We start from the raw sequence: 20,061 nt of genomic DNA on the forward strand, positions 1-20,061 counted from the left end.
GGTAGGGCAGCTATTGGGTCTTCAGAACTCCGCGGGGAAGTGTGAGCGGTAAATCGCTGTACGTTGCGATACCTGGCGGGGCAGCGACCACGGCCGGAATCGCGTTGACAGCCGGCATGGCCGTAATGATCATGCCCAGCACCATGAAGTCGGCCAGGGTTTCGAATTGAAAATCCGGTGGTGGGAGTAGTTGGATCGAGGTCTTGACAGTCGGCAGCCCTTGGACTTCCAGCTCATACCCCATAGTGTCCATCTGCCAGTCGGGGTCCAACGTCTGACCTTTGCGCCAACGGACGCGAATCTCGACGATGTCGCGGTCGCCGACGAATCCTCGCCAACGTGCGTCGATCCCGGCAACACAGCCCTTTTCGATTCGCCACGGACCAGGAAGATCGAGATCCTCTGTAGTTTGGGCGTATTCGGCCTCGCACCGCACATCATCAAGCTCGACACCCAGTGCGTCGGCCATCATGATCAGCGCATCGCGGAATACGCCTGTGCCTTCCGCCGTCATCGCCTGCAGTTCGGGGTTGTCGATGGGTTGACCGAAGCCCGCTGGCATTTCGGTCGCGGGAGAGTCGTACAGAGTGCTATCTCCGGACTCGGTGATCGTGATCTTGTCAATCCGATCACAGATCGTCGAGGACATGACGGCCATCAGCTCGGCGAACCCGGGATTGACGCCGCTACCGAAGATTGTCGATCCACCGCGCTCGCATGCATCGATGATGCGATCGCGACCGTCGCCGAAGTAGTGACCCGTGATGAAGGCTGCCGTGGTCACAACATTGACCCCAGCGGACAGTATCCGGACGAGCTGGTCGACATCGGGCCACATGGGGTTGTATATGACGCAGTCGGGCTTCAACTCGATAAGCGCATCGACGTCGTCGGTCGCCGCTATGCCGAGCGGCGCGATGCCCGCCAGTTCGCCGACGTCGCGACCCACCTTGTCGGGGGACCAGGCGTAGCACCCCACGAGGGCGAGTGCGGGATTCGATGCAACTGCCCGCACCGAACGCTTGCCGACATTACCGGTGGTCCACTGGACAATTCGCAGTGGAGACTTCACGTTATCGGGGTGGACGATCACGGCGTCTCCTTTGCGATCCGCAGCGGTAGCCGCGGCAAGGTGAGGTGGGTGAAACAGCGATTTCGCCCGAATTGTCACGGCGTCTGGTCCGCACATCGGGACGGCGTGCCAAACGCGAGCATCGCCGCCCCGAGCACGGGGATTGCCGCGGGCCTAGCGGTCATAGCGGCCGGTCCTTTTCGGTTGCGGTCGGTACCGCGTCGGCTCGGTCGAACTCAAGCCGCAGGCCCGTAGGCCCGCTCATCCCGAGAAGTGGTCGCCATGGTGGGGTTTCGGTGCACCGTACGTGCGGTAGACGATGCGCAAGAATCTTGAGTGCTTCGGAGAGCTCCCGCCTGGCGAGGTTGGCTCCGAGGCAATAGTGAGCGCCGCCGCCGAAGGTGAGGATGGGCGGCGGATCATTGCGGGTGATGTCAAAACGCGTGGGATCGTCGTAAACGGACGGGTCCCGATTGGCGGCGTAGGTGTTGACGATAATGAACGTCCCTGCGGGAAAAGTGTATCCGCCGAGTGTGACGTCATCAGTGGCGCTGCGCAGCGTGCTGCACATCGACGGCGAGTGGCGCATGGTTTCTTCGACGGCTTTCATTCCGAGCTCGGGACTGTCGCGAAGCAGCGCCCACTGTTGCGGATGCTCACACAAGACCTGCATCGACGCAGCCAATTGCGTTCGGGTGGTATCGGTTCCGGCTACTAGGATGCTGAATGCCAGCATTCGAACTTCGCCGGCGTCGAGGCGGTCGCCACGATCTTCGGCTCGGATCAGTTCGGAGAGAAGATCATCCGTCAGCGTCTTGCGTCGATCCGCGATCATCCCGTCGATGTATTCGTCGAAGGCGTCCCAGGCCTTGAGCACCTTGGGCTCTTCCTCAGCTAGATTGCAGTCGAAGCTGACTATCTTGAAGATGTCCTCCGCCCACTTCGAGAACAGCTTCCAGTCCTCCCGCGGCGCGCCCAGCAGGGCGCAGATGACCGGGATGGGATACGGTCGCGCGATCGCCTCGACGAACTCACAACTCCCCTCGGCTACAACGGCATCGGTGAGTTCGTTGACGACGGCGTGGATCGTTTCGTCCATCCGCGCGGTTGCCCGCGGCGTAAAGGCTCTCGACACCAGGCCGCGCAACCGGCGATGTTCGGCTCCCTCCATGCACAGGATGCTGCGTACGACGCGATCCCACAGCTCGCCCGACGTCACGCCGTGCGCGGTGAGGTGAATGCCCGGAGGAATCCCGAACCGCGGGTCGCCGAGGACGGTTCGGGCAAGTTCGTAGGAGAGCACCTCCGGCCCCACCGGACCCAGTGCTATGGGAGCCACCTGCTGGGCAGCCCGAAACTGTGGATAGATCTCCTGCGGTGTGTCCGTGACGTCGTAGTTCAACACCGGTAGATCGGCCTCGAAGATGCTCGGACTTGCCGTACCGACGGTCATGGGGCTCCATTCGGTTGATAGGGCTTGAAAACGGCGCCGAGCTGGGCCGCACCGGTAGGCCCGGCGGGCATCTCACCCGGATCGGGGATCATCGTCGCCGTGCGCTTGTCGACAATCGTCGAGAGGTTGTCTCGCACCTTCTCGACAGTGAGGTCGGTGTCGGTGTATCCCGCGGTCTGGCCGAAAACTCGTAGGCCCACATTTCCAGCGGCGGCCTCGAGGTTGGCTCCGGAGAGCTCGCAGTCCTCGTGAGCCAAGTAGATGACGGCGGGCGACACCAGGCCGGTGGGAAAGTGCGCTTCCATCATCGAGGTGAAGGGCGAAGTCTCGTTGAAGTGGCGGATAGCGGTGGTGTTGGCGGCCGGCCCCAACGCGTTGACTTTGATACCTAACGCCGCCCCCTCGACGGCCAGCCCGCGGGTCAATCCGAAGATGCCGCTCTTGGCCGCACCATAAATGGAAAGGTGCTCGATTCCGAACATCGCACCCGACGTGGTGTTCACGATCCGTCCGTAGCCCGCCTCACGCATGTGGGGCCACGCCGCCCGGCACATCCACACGGTCCCCATCAGATGCACGTCGATGATGCTGCGGATGTCGGCGCTGGAAATTTCATCGAAATGCACCATGAAGCAGACCCCGGCATTGTTCACCACGATGTCGAGCCGTCCCCAAGTGTCCAGCGCCGTCGCTACGACACCTTGCGCGCCTTCTTCGTCGGCAACGCTGTGCTGATCGGGAACCGCTTCACCGCCGGCGGCGACGATCTCTTCGACGACTTGCTCCGCGTTCGCACGCATGATTCCTCGCCCGTCGGGGCCCACGCCAAAGTCATTGACCACGACTTTGGCTCCCCGCTCGGCGAGCAGAGTGGCGTGCGAGCGGCCCAGGCTCGGGTGCTGGCCGCCCGCCCCGGTGACGATGGCAACCCGGCCATCAAACCGAAGTTCGCTCATGGCACTCCCTTTGGTGACTACTCAGGGCAAGTTGGTCGATAGGAAGGTCAGGGGCAAGCCGAACACCGACAAGTCGATTTCCTCGAGGTAGTTGCCCTCGCCCTCGAAGCCTTGCCGGAAGCGGGTGGCCGAACCGTAGCGCTTGGCGATGTCCTCGGCCGCTGACGCACCGGGGACCTGCAGCACCACGGTGAAGACGCCATTGCCATGACTGGCGAGGAATTCTGTCACCGAAACGGCTACCTCACCGGTGGATCCGGGGTTCGGACTGATCAGCTCGATGCCGCGATTCCAGTCCAGCAGTACGCGGATCCCGAGTTCGTCGAGATCGATCTCTTCGAAGCTGAAACCCAGATCAGAAAACAGCTGTCCCACAGCGTCATGGCGCTCACGCTCCACCGCAAAGACGACGTGATGCAACCGAGATGGCGAGTCGTTCATCTGCGACCTCCGCGTGTCATCTGGAGCCGGGTCGGGAAGCGGGAGGGAGGGAAGCTGCGTCATCGGCGGCCAAACTCTATGGGAAGACTCGTCGGCCCGCTCATCCCGAGCATGGGTTTCCACGGTGCCGGTCCGACGCGGCGGGCGTCGGGCAGTCGGTGTGCCATGATCTTGAGTCCTTCGGCGAGCTCCAGCCTGGCCAGATTCGCGCCGAGGCAATAGTGCACTCCGCCACCGAAGGTCAGCACCGCCGGCGCTCCCTTGCGGGTGATGTCAAAGTGATCGGGATCCTGGTAAACATCGGGATCACGATTGGCCGCAAAGGAGTTGACGAAGATGTAGGTGTCCTTGGGGAACGTGCATCCGCCAAACTCGACGTCTTCGTTGACGGTGCGGACCGTGTTGCAGACCGCGGGCGAGTGACGCATGCTCTCCTCGACCGCGGACATGGCGAGTTCGGGATGTTCGTGCAACATCGCCCACTGCTCCGGGTGATCGAGGAGTACCTGTAGGGAAGCCGCCAGCTGATTGCGCGTGGTGTCGGTTCCTGCCAGCAACAATCCGGCCACCGTCGACCGCAGTTCGTCTGCGTTGAGCCGGTCGCCTCGAAAAGTCGGGTCCTCGGCGCGGATGAGATCAGACAGCAAGTCGTCGGTGAGTTGGTGTCGTCGTTCCGCGACCATTTCATCGACATAGGTGTCGAGCTCGGCCCACCCGCGCAGAATCACGGGCATTTCGTCGGCGATGTTGACCGAGAAGTTGACCATCTTGAAGATGGCTTCGGCCCATCGTTCGAACTGGGCCCAGCTGCCGCGTGGCGCCCCGAGCAGCGCGCAGATGACCGGGATCGGGTAGTGCCGGGCGATATCGGTGACAACGTCGCAGCGGCCCGCGTCCGCGACACTGTCGATCAGTTCGTTGACCACTTCGCCGATGGTGTCGTGCAGACGCGCGGTAGCTCGTGGTGTGAAAGCCCTCGACACCAAGCTCCGCAGCCGATGATGTTCGGCGCCTTCGGCGCAGATGATGCTGCCGACGACCCTGTCCCAGAGCGGACCCGCGGTCACGCCCTGCGCGCTGAGATGAAGGCCCGGGGGAATGACGAATCGGATGTCGCGGAGAACGCCGCGGGCGAGCTCATATGAGAGGACCTCGGGCCCGAACGGGCCGATGGCGATCGGCCCCCGTCGCTGGGCTTCTCGAATGCGGTCGCAGACCTCGTGCGGCGATTCGCTGACGTCATATTCCAGCGTCGGAAGCCCCGCCTCGAAGACATTGGGCGCACCTGTTGTTGCGGTCATCACACGCATGTCCTCTCAATGATGGGCCAGCACTCCACGGGGAAGCAGTAGCGGCAGGTCGTTATAGGTGACGATGCCGGGAGGCGCGGCCACGACGGCGGGAATCGCGGTGATCGCCGGCACGGCGGTGATGGTGAGGCCCAACATGATGTAGTCGTCCAGCGTCGTGCCGTCAAAGTCCGGCGGCGGCAGGAAGCTCAGCGTGGTCTTGATTGTCGGTCGGCCCTGTACCTCGACCGTATAGCCCATGTCCAGCGGCCAATCAGGTTCCAGCGCTTGCCCTTTGCGCCACTGACCGCCGATTTCAATGATCTCCCGGCCAGCCAAGATCCCCTTCCAGCGAACGTGGATGCCCGCGACGCAACCCTTCGCGATGGTCCAGTCTCCCGGCAGGTGCAGATCCTCGGTGGTCCGGGCGTACTCGGCTTCACAACGGACCTCGTCGAGCTCAACGCCGAGGGCATCGGCCAGCAGTAACACGCCGTCGCCGAAGATGCCGGATCCTTTCTCGGTGACCGCCGGTAGATCTCGCTGGTCGATGGGATAGCCGAAGCCCATGGGGATTTCGGTCGCCGGTGAGTTGTAGATCGTGGTATCGAAGGATTCCAGCACCGACACCTTGTCCACCCGATCGGAAAGCCCCGCCGACACGATGGTCAACAGTTGGATGAAGCCGGGGTTGATGCCGCTGCCGAAGATGCTCGATTTACCCCGCCGGCAGGCATCGGCGATGCGCTCGCGTCCCTCGCCGAGAAAGTGGCCGGTGATGAACCCGGCCGTGCCCACCACGTTGACGCCCGCCTCGAGGATACGGACCAGCTCGTCGACATTCGCGAACATCGGATTGTAAACAACGCAGTCCGGCTTGAGCGCGAGCAGCGCCTCAACGTCTTTGGTGGCCTTGACATTCAGCGGCTTGATGCCGCACAGCTCGCCGACGTCCCGCCCGGCCTTCTCCGGCGACCAGGCATAACACCCGACGAGCTCCAGCGTCGGGTTTGCGGCGATGGCCCGCACCGAACTCTTGCCGACGTTGCCCGTCGTCCACTGAACGACCCGATAGCTCACGGGTGCGGCGCCGCGTGCTGTTGGGCGGCCTGGCGAGCGAGCCTGTCGTTGTGGATCTTGACGAGTTCGCGGAACCCGAGCCGGTGGTATTTCGGTATCGGCTGGATGCCCCACACATCCTGCGCTGTGGCCTTGCCCTCGGCACCCTCGGGCGGTCCGAACGGCGGGTAGGGATACTTGCATTCCAAAGTGTCGTTGGAGTACCGGATCTTGAGTAGCTCGCTGCAGATTTGGGTGAGGCTAAGCGTGGGGTAGCCGTAATAGACGGCCATGAACGGCAACGTGAACGCGCCTTCGAGCACCAGTGCCACCAGGCACACCAAGACGGCACGCTTGATCCATTTGTGCATGCGCGCGTAGTACGGCGTTGTCCCCGGCTCGAGATCGGCGCTCGGGGCGTTGTCTTCGGCGGTCGACGGTGCGGAAGGACTTGTCATGGCGCTGCTCCTTTAGTCGGAGAAGATTTCTCGATTGACGGTGTGAAGGTAGGGGATGGCGAGGAAAGGGGTGATGTAGAAGATGTCGTAGAGCCACCAGCCGATGACCGGGAATACGACGCCGGCGTAGCGCACGTCGGCGAACATGGTCATGTTGAACACGTAGGCGGACCAGATCACCACGCCCATCCAGCAGGTGACGACCATCCACTGATGGCCCCACCGCTTCATCTGTAGAAACCCGATCGCCGCGGCCACCCGCATGGAGAACACCGTGAGGATCAGCCCTGCCACATAGGCTTTCTCGCCCGGTCCCGCCGCGCCGCCGATCCAGAGCTCGTTGTAGTGCCAGAAGTAGCCGGCATCGAACATGTTGCCCCACCCCACCATCAGCACCCGGTTGATCAAGGTGTGGTTGGCAACCAGGTCCAGCGCCCAGCCCAGACTGTTGAGCATTCCGTCGATCAGGACCAGATAACCGATCAGCGTCACGATCATGGGCCGAACCGACAGGCCGGCGCGCAGCGCTTGGCGCTGCAGCCACACCCCACGCATGAAGATGGGAAACCCTATGAGCCCCGGAGCCCACATGCCCATCAGGGCGGCGCCGATGATCATCCACTTGTCGGCGCGGCGCTGTGCCTGGCGGGACTCGTCGTGGTGATCCTCAAAGCCGACGGAGCTCGCTGTCTGCGCGGCAACAGGATTCACAGATCCCACCACCCGCGGGCGAACGACATGTACAGCTGGATGCCGAACATCACCAGCAGGTAGCCGTAGATGAAGATTTGGAAGACGATGAGCGCCCTCTTGCGCTTCTGTTCCTGTTGGTCCATGCCGGGCTCCTTTCTCAGGGGGTTGTGCTCGGGGTGTCGGTGGCAACCAGGCTGGCTGCCGCGACTTCACGTAGTCCGTCGGTGACTGCGCCGTCGGTACTCAGTGGCGCGAGTATGCACGCGTCGGCCGCATCCAATTCGGTTGCGCCGGCGGCGATCAAGTGCGCGGCCGTGACCAACACCCTGGTCGACGGCGGCTCGAAGTGAAAGGCTTCGTCGGCCGTGCGGATGGCAACCGCGCATTGGACCAACCGCCGCGCCGTCGTGAGGGGAATTCCGGCCTCGGCGACAATCACTTCGGCCTCGAGCTCGGGGGGCAGATACCTCATCGCGAGTGTGACAAACCGCTGGCGGAACGACGGTTTGAGCTCCTTGAGCGAGCTGCGATATGCCGGGTTGTAGGAACACACCAGCATGAACTCCTCCGGTGCCGTCACGACTTCGCCGGCTCGGTCGAGGTACAGCGCACGCCGATGATCGGTGAGCGAATGCAGGATGGCCAACGAGTCGTGGCGAGCTTCGACGACTTCGTCGAGATAGCAGATCGCGCCGGCTTTGACGGCCCGGGTCAGCGGGCCATCGGTCCACACCACGTCGCCACCGGTCACCATGAAGCGGCCGACGAGATCGGAGCTGGTGAGGTCGTCGTGGCAACTGATGGTGACGACCGGTCGTTGCAGCAGCAGGCCCATGTGCTCGACGAAACGTGTCTTGCCGCATCCCGTTGGGCCGGTGAGCATCACGGGCATGTGCTGGCGAAAGGCCTGCTCGAACAGCTGAACTTCGTTGCCGTTGGCGAAATAGAGATCGGTGGCGGCGTTCATGCGGCGACCAGTTCACGATGGACATGGGCCAACACCCTCGGGAGCTCCTCTACGCGTCGGATTCGTTGCGACCTCCGGGGCCCGAACACTTCCGGAAGGGGATCGACGCGGGTGGGTCCCACGCCGAGGTAGTACGTCGACACCCCGGCATCGTTGGCCTCCTCGACGGCGTGCGCGGCATCCGCCCAGGCGTACCGGCCTTCATAGCCTTCATCGGAGATCAGGCCGTCGCCGATGACGATCAGCAGCCGACGCTCGGAGGGCTGCGCCAGGAGCCGGCTCGTCAAATGGCGCAGCGGCGCGCCGAGCCTGGTGTATCCGCGGGTGGACAGGCCAAGCCCGCTTGGAGCCACGAACCGGCGGTCTTCGAAGTCCTTGAGGCAATGGACCTCGACCCGATGGCGGGTATTGCCGGTGAATACAAAGACGCCGTGTCGCTCGCGCGCCAGTGTCATGGCGCACGAAAGCGCGTCGGCACAGGCCAATTCCAGTCGGAAGATTCGCCCGCCGTGCACCCCGAGCGAGGAACTGCCGTCGAGCAACACGGCGGTGGTGACGTCGCGGCTGCTGGGCAGCAACTCGCGGAATATCTTCGGCTCCTTGGCTTCGCCGGTGGTCAGGTCGATGTAGTGGTTGACGTATTGGTCGACGTCGAGGTCGGAGCCGTCTTCGAGGCGATTTGTCATGGCGCGATGGGTGTGTTCTTCGAACCACTTCCGTACGTCGACCGCTACGGGCACCGGACGGCGACTGCGCCGGGCGTCTGCACGCTCGATCACGGCGACGTGATCGCGCATGAATCGCTGTGTCCACATGTTCCATTCGGGGTAGGGAATCCCGGGCCGGTGTTCGGGAGTGACGTCGAAATCGTTGTCCTGGGGCCGGCTCGGCGGCGGCAGGTTGGGATTGCGGACGCCGCCGTCGCCGCCGACGGGAACCGAGTACGGCCGCGGAAGGCGCTTTTGCGTTGTCGTCCATGGCATCCTGCCGAAGCTGCGGCGCAACCGGTCGGTCACACCCTGCGGCATCGTGTAGGCGAGCGGCAGATTGCCCAGCAGTGGATGAACCGTCAATGCCTGCTCTGTGGCCGCCAACGCAATTGCCCGGTTGAGCATGTGTTCCGCGGCCATATCGCCGGTTTCGGGGTCGATCTCCGGGAGCAGCCGCTGCAGCTCGGGCAGCAGGCCCGGCCATCGCGATGCTATCCAGCCGAGTGCGACGCCGCCTTCGACAAGCGTGAGCGCACGCAGTTCCCGAGCGGACAACTCGTTCAGACGATATTCGGTGATCCGTTCTTTTGACGGCGAACATTGAAGGGCCACACCGCATGTCAGGGTTCTGCGTGTCCAATCGGACATTCCGGGGTAGGGGACGTGAACGAACGTCAGCGCTGCGTTCAGACCGAAGCGACGCCGGTCACCGGTGACCAGCCGGACGCCCTCGCGACGTTGCTCACTGAGCGCGACCGCCGTCACGGAGCAGCTCCGTTCCAGGGCCATCGCCTGGGAATCTTCGGCCATTAGCCGGAATCCCATGCGTTCCGGCGGCCCGGTCCACCGTTCAGAACGTACCGATGTTGGAGAACAGCCAATACCAGAACCAGATGATCAGGCCGGTGCCGCCCCACGCGGCGACGTAGCGAAGGATTTCCCACACATAGCCCACGATTTGACCTCCTCGGTGACGTAGTCATGCGATGCGTGCTGAGATCTCGAAAACTGTCTCGGTACACCGAGACTCCCCGGCGATCGGCTTGTCGACTGGATTCCACGTCGCGCATATCAGTCGGAGAAGAGTTCGCGGTTGACGGTGTGCAAATAGGGGATCGCCAGGAACGGGGTGATGTAGAAGATGTCGTAGAGCCACCAGCCGACGACCGGCAGAACGACGCCGGCGAAGCGCACGTCGGCGAACATGGTCATGTTGAAGACGTAGGTAATCCAGATCACCACGCCCATCCAGCAGGTGACGACCATCCACTGATGGCCCCAGCGCTTCATCTGCAGGAAGCCGATCGCCGCCGCGATTCGCATGGTGAAGACCGTCAGGATGAGACCGACCTCCATGGCTTTTTCGCCAGGACCGGCCGCGCCACCGACCCAAAGCTCGTTGTAGTGCCAGAAGTAACCGGCGTCGAACATGTTGCCCCACCCGTTCAGCAGCACACGGGCCAGCAGAGTATGGCTTGCCACCAGGTCGAGTGCCCATCCGACAGTGTTGATCGCGGCGTCGATGATGACCAGGTAGCCGAGCAATGTGACCAGCATTGGACGGACGGAAAGCCCATCCCGTTGGGCTCGGCGCAGTAACCGCACTCCCCAGAGGAACAGCGGCAGGCCGAAGACGCCGAGGGCGGCGGTGCCGATCAGGAGACTGCCGGAGATAAGCCATTTGTCGGCCTGACGCTGCGCCAGTTGGGACCGTTCCAAGTGCTCGTCGAACGTCAGACCCGTTGCGGCGCCGCCGGTTTCCGCCGAGGCCCGTGCGATGCCGCCGGCAGTGCGTTGGTGCAGCTTCGGCAGGTTCACAATCCTCCGCGTCATCGAGGCCGATTGGGTTCGCTCGTGAACTATACAGACTGACTGTAGTCAGCGTAAAGTGCCGGCACGGGTCCGCGAGAGTGAGGCGTGAGGCGTCACTGAGCTAAGGGTGGCAGCATGTTCGCCGGCGGAATGTCCTCCAGGGCAACCAGGCCCGCTGGGGCTTCGCACACCCAGTTGATCGCGTTCAGGACGCGCGCTGCGGTCGACATGCATGCGGCGTCTGTGGAGTCCAGCAGCGGATGAGATACATGGGTGTTGATTTCCACCCGAGGGTCTCCCTCGACGGTTACTCGGTGAACTCCGGTGAGACCTTCTGGCGGGTAGACCCAATCGGGTCCTGCAGCGTTTGTGAGCCGAGTGACGTGTTCGATGGTGATCACCGGCTCCCCGTTGAGGACGCCTTCGACAGCGAATCGAACGGCGGCCCGACCTCCCGGATCGACGGTCATCATCGTGCATGCGATCGGCTCTGGGGTGTACCAACTTTCGGTTCGCTGACGCGTTTCGTCGAGCTCTATCCCCATCAGGTCGGCCAGCCTACGTACCTGCCCGCCCCACATGAAATCTACGATCCCCGGTTGAAATAGCAGAGGTGGATCATCGTCGGGCCTCTTGTTGAAGCCCATTCCCTCACCGGTGAACTCGGCATCGTCATAGTTTCCGTAGTCGAATATCTCTTGCACCGTCACCGAGCGCACACGGGTCACCAGGCTTAGAGCTGCGTGAGTGAGAGTATCTGCCGAGAAACCGGGATCAACCCCATTGACGTATAGCGACGAGCTGCCCTTCTCGCACGCCCGGATCAGAGGATCCCGTATCCAGTCCTGCGCGTAGGTTGGTGCCACCAGCCAGACCAACGAGCTCCCAACGACGTTGGTGCCAGCGGACAGGAATTGCGACATCTGATCGATTACTTCCATCGGCCGGGTTTCGGCCTGCGGAGTGAAGACGACGCAGTCCGCCCGTAGGTCGACGAGTGCGTCGATGTCGTCCGTCGCGATAACGCCCGTGACTTGGTTTATTCCGCAAAGGTCGGCGGCGTCGCGCCCGACCTTCTCGGGGCTGGCGGCGTGTACGCCGACCAGTTCGAGGTCTGGCCGTTCAATGATTGTCTTCAGCGAGTGTCGGCCGACGTTGCCTGTCGAGAACTGGATCACCCTGCGCACTGCTTGTCTCCATTCGCTCCAGTCGCGGCCAATTGCCTGCGCCTTGTTCGACCGGTCCGTCCGGTGCTGCTAATCGGCGACGCCGATCAAACCGAGCCTGGAAAACGTGTCCCGAACGCCTTCCTTCCAGTGCTGCGAGCACTTGCCGATGAGTTGCTCACGGCGGGTGTTGTCGGACCAGAAGCTGTCGAAACTGACGGGCGACTCGACAAAACTTGCGGTCACCCCCGTGAGTTCGGCGACGTATTCACCCATCTGCTGGTCCGTGACCGGGTCATCTCCGCCCCAGTTGACGATCGTCGCAGGGACAGTGGCGATTTCAAGCAGCTTGTGCGCTTGGTCGGCGATGTCGACGCCCCCGATAGGTGACCCGATGTTGTGGTAGCCCAACGGAATGAGCCAGGGTTGTCCACCCTTAAAGGTCTGGTATTGCATGACGGGAAGCCCACCATGACCCGTCCAGCTGTACCCAACGTTCATCCTGGCGATGGTGGTGGGGAGGTCCAACATGCGTGCGGCGGCACGAACGCTGCCCTCGGAGGTGATCTTTGCGATCGGATAGACCTCGGCATAGCTGGCGAGACCGCCGAGCGGGTCGGTCTCCGCGTAAGCGTGGTTGGGATGATCTGCGTGAGGCTTATAGACACACGTGCTAGAGACGTGAAGAAACGCCTTCGCCTTGCGGCAGTGCTGCATCAGTAGCGCAGATCCTTCTGCGTTGTTGGTAATCGCTTGGTCGTAGTCAGGGCTGAGGTTCAGGGCCGAATGGACCACGTGGGTGAAGTCGTCCGGCAGCGACGAGTTGTCGCCCGTGTCCATGTCCCATACGCAAGTCTTGATTCCAAGCGCCTCGAGTTCTGCTCTTCGGTCTGGATTGCTGAACCGCGCCGCGATCCACACCTCATTGCGCTTGGCGAAGTCCTCGGCAATCGGGCCGGCGATCTGACCTGTGCCTCCGGTCACGAGGATCTTGCGGTCTTGCAGCATGCAGCAACCCCTTCGCTCGCCGATGAATGACATCGCGCACTGACTGTACTCAGTGAAGGCGCGCAGTAGTCAAGGGAAGAGCTTTTCAAACAAGCTCGAATGCCACTTCGGAGGGCTTCACGGCCGACACGTCTGGGCATTATTACTGACAAGAGTCAGGCGGTAATCGTTGACACCATGTTGGCGAGGTGCCTACGCTCAGCCGCTAAGGCTTGGTGAATTGTCTGCGAGCTAGCCTCTGCGGCCGGCATGATGCTGCCGGCAAAGAGCCCGCTCGTTCGTCATAACGTTGCCCGGGCATGCAAAGGAGTAGCAATGACGCTGACCCAAGAATCAACAGTCACGGGAAAATCGCCGGCCGAGAAGAAGTACCGCGTCATCCAGTGGGGCGTCGGCAACGTCGGAACGGTGGCGCTGCGCCATTTCGCCCATAACCCGGCCTACGAACTGGTCGGGGTGCTCTGCAATCGTCCGGAGAAGGTCGGCAAGGACGCCGGCGAGCTTTGCGGCAAACCACCGACTGGAGTGCTCGCTACCGATGACAAGACGGTCATCGAGGCTCTCGATGCGGATTGCGTGTTCTACGCGCCGCTGTGGTCTGATCCCGACGAAGTCTGCCGCCTGCTGCGCGGTGGGAAGAACGTGGTCGCGTCGGGCGGCGCGTGGTGGTACCGAACCGAGCACAGTCAGGCGGATATCGACAAGATCCACGCCGCGTGCCTCGAGGGCGGCACATCGTTCCACGCAGGTGGGGTTAATCCCGGTTTCGCGGGTGACCTCCTTGTCCTGACGTTGGCCCGGATCGTCAGCCAAATCGACACCATCCACATCTACGAGGTCGTGAATTTCGGCAGGGACACCCTGAAGTACTTGTTCGAGATGGGGATGGGCAGTGATCCGGCCGGCTTCGAGGACGGCCCGAATCTGCTGGGGCAAGCCTGGCCGCTGTTCGCACAGTCGATGGCAATGATCGTCGAGCACATGGGTAAAACGGTCGAAAGGTATACGACGGAGGTGGAGCTCGGCGTCGCCACGCGGGACATCCCGTTCGAAGGCGGGGAAACCAGCGACATGCCGGGCTTCAAGGGGGTGATCACGGCGGGTACCGTTGCCCGCCAGCATCACAAATGGACAGCGTGGGTGGAGGGTCGGCCGCTCATCGTCTTTCACGAGATTTACACGATGGACACATACGATGCTATTGAGCCGCAGGAGGATTGGCCTCAGCACTATCACTACCGCATCGTGATCGAGGGTGACTCATCCACAGAGCTGATCCTCCAGGGGGCGCAGGACCCTGACGGCGGCTACGCGTTGCCCGGCTACACCTGGACAGCGATGGGCCCCGCGAATGCCATCCCCGCCGTCTGCGACGCCCCGCCAGGCTTCATGTCCCACAACGAACTTGGGCTCATGCCGCTGCGCGGGGTGATACGGCCTTAGTGCCGCGGCACATCAAGGCTTTAAGCTGCGCAATGTCCTCGCGACGTAGTCTTCCAGGAGGCTGTGGCCAGTCGGCCAGTGGCTCGTGGTGATCAACAGCGCGTAGAGACCCAGCAGGAAGAACACCGCACTGTTCATGGAATTGACGTCCGGGTCCGTCTCGCCGCGTTCTTGAGCAAGCGCGATCTCCTGGGCGACCAAGACGATCAAGGGGTGATCCCTGCCGTCTTCGGTTTGCGGCCGGGTTTGGGAGAAGTGCAGTGCGAGAAAGTCATTGAAGAGCAGATCGCCTAGCCGACGTTCCAATCCGACCACGAGGCGGACGGCCTCGTTCAAGGCTGAAGTCAGGTCGTGCTTGGATTTCAAGAATTGCGCGAACTGCTTGGCGATGCGGTCCTCTTCGCGCCGCTCCAACTCGAGCAGAACATGTTCTTTGGTCGGGAAGTGAAAGAAGAAGGTTCCATGGGCGACCCCTGCTGCCGCCACAATGGTGCTGACGTCGGCTTCTGCCATCCCGGCTCTGGCGAACTCGGCGATGGCGGCGCCCATCAATCGCTCCTTCGTCTGCAGGCGCTTTGCTTCGCGCGCAGAGAGCCTGTCCCTTACGGCCATTTCTTTCCTCACAGTTGACTCGACTCATGCCAGAGTGCCGAGGTTAACCAGACCATTATGCCGTGTTCCGGCCAGAAAGGCTTGCATAACTTGGTCATTCTTGGACCATCCCTGGCACCGCGGAGTTCGATTCCTGATCGTCATTGACTTTAGTCAGCAACATTCATAGATTGAACTGCGCACATACCCCGCACGGTCAAAGGAGCCCGGCATGGCATTGGAGCAGTTCCGGCTCGATGGACAGGTCGCGATCGTCACTGGCGCCGGGAAGGGCGTCGGCGCGGGCATTGCGCGGGTCTTGGCGGAGGCCGGCGCCACCATCGTCGGCACCGCGCGCACCGAGGCGGATATCGTTGGCACGATTCAAGGCATCGAGGCGGCGGGCGGCAAGGGGCTGGCGCTCGTGGCCGACGCGATGAGTCGTCCCGACGGAGAGCGGGTCGTGAACGCCGCGATGGAGCGCTTCGGCCGCATCGACATTCTCGTCAACAATGTCGGCGGGTCCACCTACGCGCGGTTTCTGGACATCACCGACGAAGACTTTCGGCACACCTTCGACTGGTGCGTGACTTCGGCCTTCATCATGAGTCAGCTCGCCGCCCCGCACATGCTCAACGCCGGGCATGGTTCCATCATCAACATCTCGTCGGGCTCGGCGCGGTTCGGCATCCGCGCGCTGACCGCGTATTGCGTTGCGAAGGGCGGCCTCGAAGCGCTCACCCGCGCCATGGCACAGGAACTCGCCCCCAAGATTCGCGTCAACGCCATCGCCCTGGGTTCCTTCGCCACCGACGGTCTGAAGGGCAGCCTGGATCTGATGCCCGGGTCGCTCGAGAAGATGCAAGAGGCCACCCCGCTGCACCGGCTGGGCGACGTCGAGGATCTCGGACGGCTCGCGGTGTATCTGTGCACTCGGGATTGTTATGCAACCAACGCGACCTTCCACGTCGACGGCGGCATCGACTCCAACAATTCGCCGCTGCCGATACCCGACTACTGACCCGCGCCGCGATTGAACGCGCCATGATGGTGCATCACCCGCCGCTGGAAGGACGAAGGTAACCGTGCGCAGAGTCATCCAATTCTCCACCGGAAACGTGGGCCGGCACTCGTTGCGAGCCATCATCGGCAGACCGGATCTCGAACTCGTCGGCGTGCACGCCGCCAGCGCCGAGAAGATCGGTCAGGATGCGGCGCAGTTGTGCGGACTGGACGAACCGACCGGTGTCATCGCCACAAACGACATCGACGCGCTGGTGGCCCTGGGCGCCGACTGCGTGGTTTACACGTCGCAGGGCGAAACCCGGCCGATGGAAGCCATCGAACAGATCGCCAAGTTCCTTGCGGCGGGCGTCAACGTCGTCGGCACGTCGATGGTCTGGCTGGTCACGCCTCACCATGCCGACGATTGGTTGCGGGAGCCCCTGGAGCGGGCCTGCGCGGCGGGCGACACTTCTCTCTACGTCAACGGCATCGACCCCGGTTTCTCCGGCGACACGCTGGTGCACTCAGCGGCTAGCCTGACCACCCGCATCTCCTCGATCACCGTGCAGGAGATTTTCGATTACGGAAACTATGACGATGCCGAGTTCACCGGCGCGGCAATGGGATTCGGCTCGACGCCTGACGACGACTCGCCGATGATGTTCCTGCCCGGGGTGATCGTGTCGATGTGGGGAGGTCAGGTCCGCAGCCTGGCGGACAATCTCGACATCAAACTGGACGACGTGCGCCAGCGCGTCGAACCTTGGTACACGTCGGAACGAATCGAATGCACGATGATGACGGTGGAGCCCGGACAAATGGCCGCGGTGCGCTTTGCCACCGAGGGCGTACGTGACGGCGAGCCGGTGATCACCCTCGAGCACGTCACCAGGCTCACCCAGGCTGCGGCGCCCGACTGGGAGTACCCGCCCGAGGGGCACACCGGGGTACACCGCGTCGTCGTGGAGGGCGAACCGCGGGTGGAAATCAACACCCACGTTTCGCACCCTCTTTTCGATTCCACTGATGCCGGCTGCATCTCGACGGCGGGCCGGGCGGTGAATGCCATCGACTGGGTGTGCCGCGCGCCGCAAGGACTCATCGGTGTGGAGGACATCCCGCTGTCCGCGACAATGCGTGGCCTGATGTGGAACGAGCGCTAGCCGGGTGACACCACATCCGGGACGCGTTGCCGGTAAACGCATTCTGATTACCGGTGCCGCCCGCGGTATGGGGCGCAGCCACGCGCTCCGGCTTGCCGAGGAGGGCGCCGACCTGATCCTCGTCGACATCTGCCGATCTTTGCCCGAGATCGAATATCCCTTGGCCACAGGGCAAGACCTCGACGAGACGGTGCGGCTGGTTCGCGAGGTCGGCCGCCGCTGTGTGAGTCGGGTCGTCGACGTCCGCAACGAGGCCGAGTTGCGCGAGGCGGTCGATGACGGCGTCGCGGAACTTGGCGGTTTGGACGGCGCCGTCGCCAACGCCGGCGTGCTGACGGTTGCGCCGTGGGACAAGACGACCCCCGAGGACTGGCGCACGGTGGTCGACGTGAACCTCATCGGCGTGTGGAACACTTGCGCGGCGGCCATACCCCACTTGCTTGACCAAGGCGGTGGCAGCCTGGTCAATATCAGCTCTGCCGGTGCCATCAAAGGCTTTCCTTTGCAGCTGCCTTACACGGCCGCGAAGCATGGTGTCGTGGGTTTGACCTTGGCGTTGGCCAACGAACTGGCCGCCCAGAATGTTCGGGTCAACTCGGTGCATCCGACGGGATCGCCCACCGGCATGATCCCGCCGTCGATCGGGGCCGCTCTGGGCGAATTGCGGCCCGACCTGATTCCCATCTTCGTCAATGCGATGCCCACCCCGGCCATCGAGCCCCTCGAGGTCAGCCACGCGGTGCTGTTCCTGCTATCCGACGAGTCCCGCTATGTGACGGGGTTGCAGTTCAAGGTCGACGCCGGCGTGACGATCAACTGAATCGTCTACAGCGGCCAGCTATTCGGCCCGACCTCGTAACGCAGTGCCGCCGCCGGAGGCAACGGCAGCCGCTCACTCACCGATATCGCGTCGACAACGAGTGCGACATAACGCCGCCAGCCATCGCTGTCCGCATCCATCGTCGACAGCACGCTGAAGAGCATCGCGACCAGGCGGGGTAGGTCGTCGCTGACCAAGTCGGCACGGATGCTGCCGACTCTCTGACCTTCGCGGGTAAGGTCGCCGAGCGCCTCGTTGAGCGAAACCGAGATGTCAGACGACAGTGACCCGGCCCGGCGTGCAGCGGTCAACAGGTTGTGTTCGCGGGCCCCCAGCGAGATCGCCGCTTCGATCAGTTGGGTGAGACCGCGTAGCGGATCCTTGGAGACGCGGGCGGTGTCGATCACCGGCGTGAGGTCCTCCGCGATGCTCTGATCCAGGGCGGCCCGGACCAGGGCGGCCTTCGCCGGGAACCTGCGGTAGAGGGTTCGCTCGCCCACGCCGGCTCGGCGCGCGACCGCCTCCACGGGGGCGTCGGGCCCCAACTCGGCATATACCTCGCGCGCCGCGCGCAGGATGCGCTCGACGTTGCGTGCCGCGTCCGCCCGCAACGGCCGGTCCTCAACCGCGGTCATGGTGACGAGCCTAACTGACAGTTGACTGCCAGCAAACGCAGCTTTACGCTCTACAACTGGCAGATAACTGACACTTAATGGGAAACGCTGGTTATGTCAATATCTTTCGAGACCTCCGACTCCTGCTCCGACGCCGAGCTCCCGGTGCTGCCGGTACCGCGTCCTGGACATTGCCCGCTCGCGCCCCCGCCCGAGTTCGCCGAGTGGCGAGAACAACCCGGGCTACGAAAGGCGATGTTCCAGGGCAACCCGGTCTGGGTGGTCAGCCGCTACCAGGACATCAGGGCCGCGCTGGTTGATCCGCGCCTGTCCGCGAAGACCATTCCGGATTCGATGCTGCCGACGGACGCCGACAACAAGGTCGCGGTGATTTTCGCGCGGACCGATGATCCCGAGCATCACCGATTGCGGCGCATGATGACGAGCAACTTCACCTTCAGGCGTTGCGAATCGATGCGGCCGCACATTCAGGAAATGGTCGACCACTACCTCGGCCAGATGATCGCCAACGGTGCGCCGGGCGATCTGGTGCGTGAATTCGCCTTGCCCGTGCCGTCAATGGTGATCGCATTGTTGTTGGGGGTGCCGCCCGAAGACCTCGAAATCTTCCAGCACAACACCACGAAGGGGCTTGACCAGAAATCCACCGACGAGGAAAAGGGCCAGGCGTTCGGGGCGATGTACTCCTACATCGAAGAGTTGGTGGAACGCAAAGCGCGCGAACCCGGCGACGACTTGATCAGCCGCCTGCTGACCGAATACGTGGCGACGGGCCAGCTGGACCACCCCACCACGGCCATGAACAGCGTGATCATGATGCAAGCCGGCCACGAAACCACCGCCAACATGATCGCGTTGGGAACGGTTGCGCTGCTGGAACATCCGGATGTATTCGAGCGACTCGGACAAACCGACGACCGTGCGGTCGTCGCGAACATCGTCGAAGAGCTCATGCGCTACCTCAGCATCGTGCACAGCCAGGTCGATCGCGTGGCGACCGAAGACCTGATGATCAGTGGTGAGCTGATTCGCGAGGGCGAGTTCGTCATGATGAGCCTGCTCGCCGGGAACTGGGACGCCGAATTCGTCGACAATCCCGAATCCTTCGACGCCGACCGAAACACCCGCGGACACTTGGGCTTCGGGTATGGCGTGCACCAATGCATCGGAGCGAATCTGGCCCGCGTCGAGATGCAGGTCGCGTTCGCCACGCTGGCACGCCGACTACCCGGGCTGAAACTGGCGGTGCCGCCGGAGAAGCTGAGATTCAAAGAGGCCCACATCTACGGCATGAAAGAGCTTCTGGTCACCTGGTGACAA

21 protein-coding genes are annotated in these 20,061 nt (G+C 62.9%); 5 read left to right on the plus strand and 16 right to left on the minus strand.

What is annotated here, in order from left to right:
* Window positions 1-10: 10 nt before the first annotated feature.
* From A5781_RS14255 to A5781_RS14315, 14 genes are all read right to left on the minus strand, one after another.
* Window positions 11-1,093, minus strand: a complete 1,083-nt coding sequence (locus A5781_RS14255; protein WP_369817729.1) for a dihydrodipicolinate reductase — start codon at window positions 1,091-1,093, stop codon at window positions 11-13.
* A 160-nt stretch (window positions 1,094-1,253) separates the two neighbouring features.
* A complete protein-coding gene (locus tag A5781_RS14260) occupies window positions 1,254-2,525 on the minus strand; it encodes a cytochrome P450 (RefSeq protein ID WP_067206980.1) in 1,272 nt (423 codons plus the stop codon).
* Window positions 2,522-3,481, minus strand: coding sequence for an SDR family NAD(P)-dependent oxidoreductase (locus A5781_RS14265; protein ID WP_067206983.1), 960 nt, complete (start codon window positions 3,479-3,481; stop codon window positions 2,522-2,524). Before A5781_RS14265 ends, A5781_RS14260 begins: the two co-directional genes overlap by 4 nt.
* 21 nt (window positions 3,482-3,502) lie before the next feature.
* A complete protein-coding gene (locus A5781_RS14270) occupies window positions 3,503-3,922 on the minus strand; it encodes a hypothetical protein (RefSeq protein ID WP_067206986.1) in 420 nt (139 codons plus the stop codon).
* A 59-nt stretch (window positions 3,923-3,981) separates the two neighbouring features.
* Window positions 3,982-5,223 (minus strand): cytochrome P450, encoded by a 1,242-nt coding sequence (locus tag A5781_RS14275; RefSeq protein ID WP_067207214.1) that lies wholly within the window; start codon window positions 5,221-5,223, stop codon window positions 3,982-3,984.
* Between the two features lie 15 nt (window positions 5,224-5,238).
* Window positions 5,239-6,291, minus strand: a complete 1,053-nt coding sequence (locus A5781_RS14280; RefSeq protein ID WP_067206989.1) for a dihydrodipicolinate reductase — start codon at window positions 6,289-6,291, stop codon at window positions 5,239-5,241.
* On the minus strand, window positions 6,288-6,728 hold the full coding sequence (locus tag A5781_RS14285) for a hypothetical protein (RefSeq protein WP_067206992.1): 441 nt from the start codon (window positions 6,726-6,728) through the stop codon (window positions 6,288-6,290). The genes A5781_RS14280 and A5781_RS14285 overlap by 4 nt, the downstream gene beginning before the upstream one ends.
* Before the next feature lie 12 nt (window positions 6,729-6,740).
* Window positions 6,741-7,439, minus strand: a complete 699-nt coding sequence (locus tag A5781_RS14290) for a hypothetical protein (protein WP_067206997.1) — start codon at window positions 7,437-7,439, stop codon at window positions 6,741-6,743.
* Window positions 7,436-7,564, minus strand: coding sequence for a hypothetical protein (locus A5781_RS26450; RefSeq protein WP_046182590.1), 129 nt, complete (start codon window positions 7,562-7,564; stop codon window positions 7,436-7,438). Before A5781_RS26450 ends, A5781_RS14290 begins: the two co-directional genes overlap by 4 nt.
* Window positions 7,565-7,578: 14 nt before the next feature.
* The gene (locus tag A5781_RS14295; protein WP_067207001.1) at window positions 7,579-8,388 is read right to left on the minus strand and encodes a CbbQ/NirQ/NorQ/GpvN family protein; all 810 of its coding nucleotides are present in this window, start codon (window positions 8,386-8,388) and stop codon (window positions 7,579-7,581) included.
* Window positions 8,385-9,908, minus strand: coding sequence for a nitric oxide reductase activation protein NorD (locus tag A5781_RS14300; RefSeq protein ID WP_067207216.1), 1,524 nt, complete (start codon window positions 9,906-9,908; stop codon window positions 8,385-8,387). The genes A5781_RS14295 and A5781_RS14300 overlap by 4 nt, the downstream gene beginning before the upstream one ends.
* Window positions 9,909-10,169: 261 nt before the next feature.
* Entirely contained in the window at window positions 10,170-10,916 is a 747-nt protein-coding gene (locus A5781_RS14305) for a hypothetical protein (RefSeq protein WP_231987361.1), read from the minus strand.
* 107 nt (window positions 10,917-11,023) lie between these two features.
* Window positions 11,024-12,097 carry a dihydrodipicolinate reductase gene (locus A5781_RS14310; RefSeq protein WP_067207004.1) on the minus strand — a complete coding sequence of 358 codons (1,074 nt, stop codon included), beginning with the start codon at window positions 12,095-12,097 and terminating at the stop codon, window positions 11,024-11,026.
* A gap of 69 nt (window positions 12,098-12,166) precedes the next feature.
* The gene (locus A5781_RS14315) at window positions 12,167-13,084 is read right to left on the minus strand and encodes an NAD(P)-dependent oxidoreductase (RefSeq protein WP_197503838.1); all 918 of its coding nucleotides are present in this window, start codon (window positions 13,082-13,084) and stop codon (window positions 12,167-12,169) included.
* Between the two features lie 315 nt (window positions 13,085-13,399).
* Between A5781_RS14315 and A5781_RS14320 the strand changes: the two genes are divergently transcribed.
* A complete protein-coding gene (locus A5781_RS14320) occupies window positions 13,400-14,527 on the plus strand; it encodes a dihydrodipicolinate reductase (protein ID WP_067207013.1) in 1,128 nt (375 codons plus the stop codon).
* A 12-nt stretch (window positions 14,528-14,539) separates the two neighbouring features.
* On the opposite strand, the gene A5781_RS14325 is transcribed toward A5781_RS14320, so the two are convergent.
* Window positions 14,540-15,139 (minus strand): TetR/AcrR family transcriptional regulator, encoded by a 600-nt coding sequence (locus A5781_RS14325; RefSeq protein WP_067207016.1) that lies wholly within the window; start codon window positions 15,137-15,139, stop codon window positions 14,540-14,542.
* Window positions 15,140-15,350: 211 nt separating this feature from the next.
* Between A5781_RS14325 and A5781_RS14330 the strand changes: the two genes are divergently transcribed.
* The 3 genes from A5781_RS14330 to A5781_RS14340 all read left to right on the plus strand — a co-directional run bounded on the left by A5781_RS14330 (window position 15,351) and on the right by A5781_RS14340 (window position 18,106).
* Window positions 15,351-16,139: an SDR family NAD(P)-dependent oxidoreductase gene (locus A5781_RS14330; RefSeq protein WP_067207019.1), complete on the plus strand. Its 789-nt coding sequence runs from the start codon at window positions 15,351-15,353 to the stop codon at window positions 16,137-16,139.
* 64 nt (window positions 16,140-16,203) lie between these two features.
* Window positions 16,204-17,286 carry a dihydrodipicolinate reductase gene (locus tag A5781_RS14335; protein ID WP_067207022.1) on the plus strand — a complete coding sequence of 361 codons (1,083 nt, stop codon included), beginning with the start codon at window positions 16,204-16,206 and terminating at the stop codon, window positions 17,284-17,286.
* Window positions 17,287-17,290: 4 nt separating this feature from the next.
* Window positions 17,291-18,106, plus strand: coding sequence for a mycofactocin-coupled SDR family oxidoreductase (locus A5781_RS14340; protein ID WP_067207024.1), 816 nt, complete (start codon window positions 17,291-17,293; stop codon window positions 18,104-18,106).
* Window positions 18,107-18,111: 5 nt separating this feature from the next.
* On the opposite strand, the gene A5781_RS14345 is transcribed toward A5781_RS14340, so the two are convergent.
* Window positions 18,112-18,741 (minus strand): TetR/AcrR family transcriptional regulator, encoded by a 630-nt coding sequence (locus A5781_RS14345; protein ID WP_067207027.1) that lies wholly within the window; start codon window positions 18,739-18,741, stop codon window positions 18,112-18,114.
* Window positions 18,742-18,834: 93 nt separating this feature from the next.
* Here A5781_RS14345 and A5781_RS14350 point away from each other — a divergent pair, with 93 nt between their 5' ends.
* Window positions 18,835-20,058 carry a cytochrome P450 gene (locus tag A5781_RS14350; RefSeq protein ID WP_082939348.1) on the plus strand — a complete coding sequence of 408 codons (1,224 nt, stop codon included), beginning with the start codon at window positions 18,835-18,837 and terminating at the stop codon, window positions 20,056-20,058.
* Window positions 20,059-20,061: the final 3 nt, after the last annotated feature.

It is taken from the genome of Mycobacterium sp. 852002-30065_SCH5024008, assembly GCF_001665645.1.
Classification (GTDB): Bacteria; Actinomycetota; Actinomycetes; order Mycobacteriales; family Mycobacteriaceae; genus Mycobacterium; species Mycobacterium paraffinicum.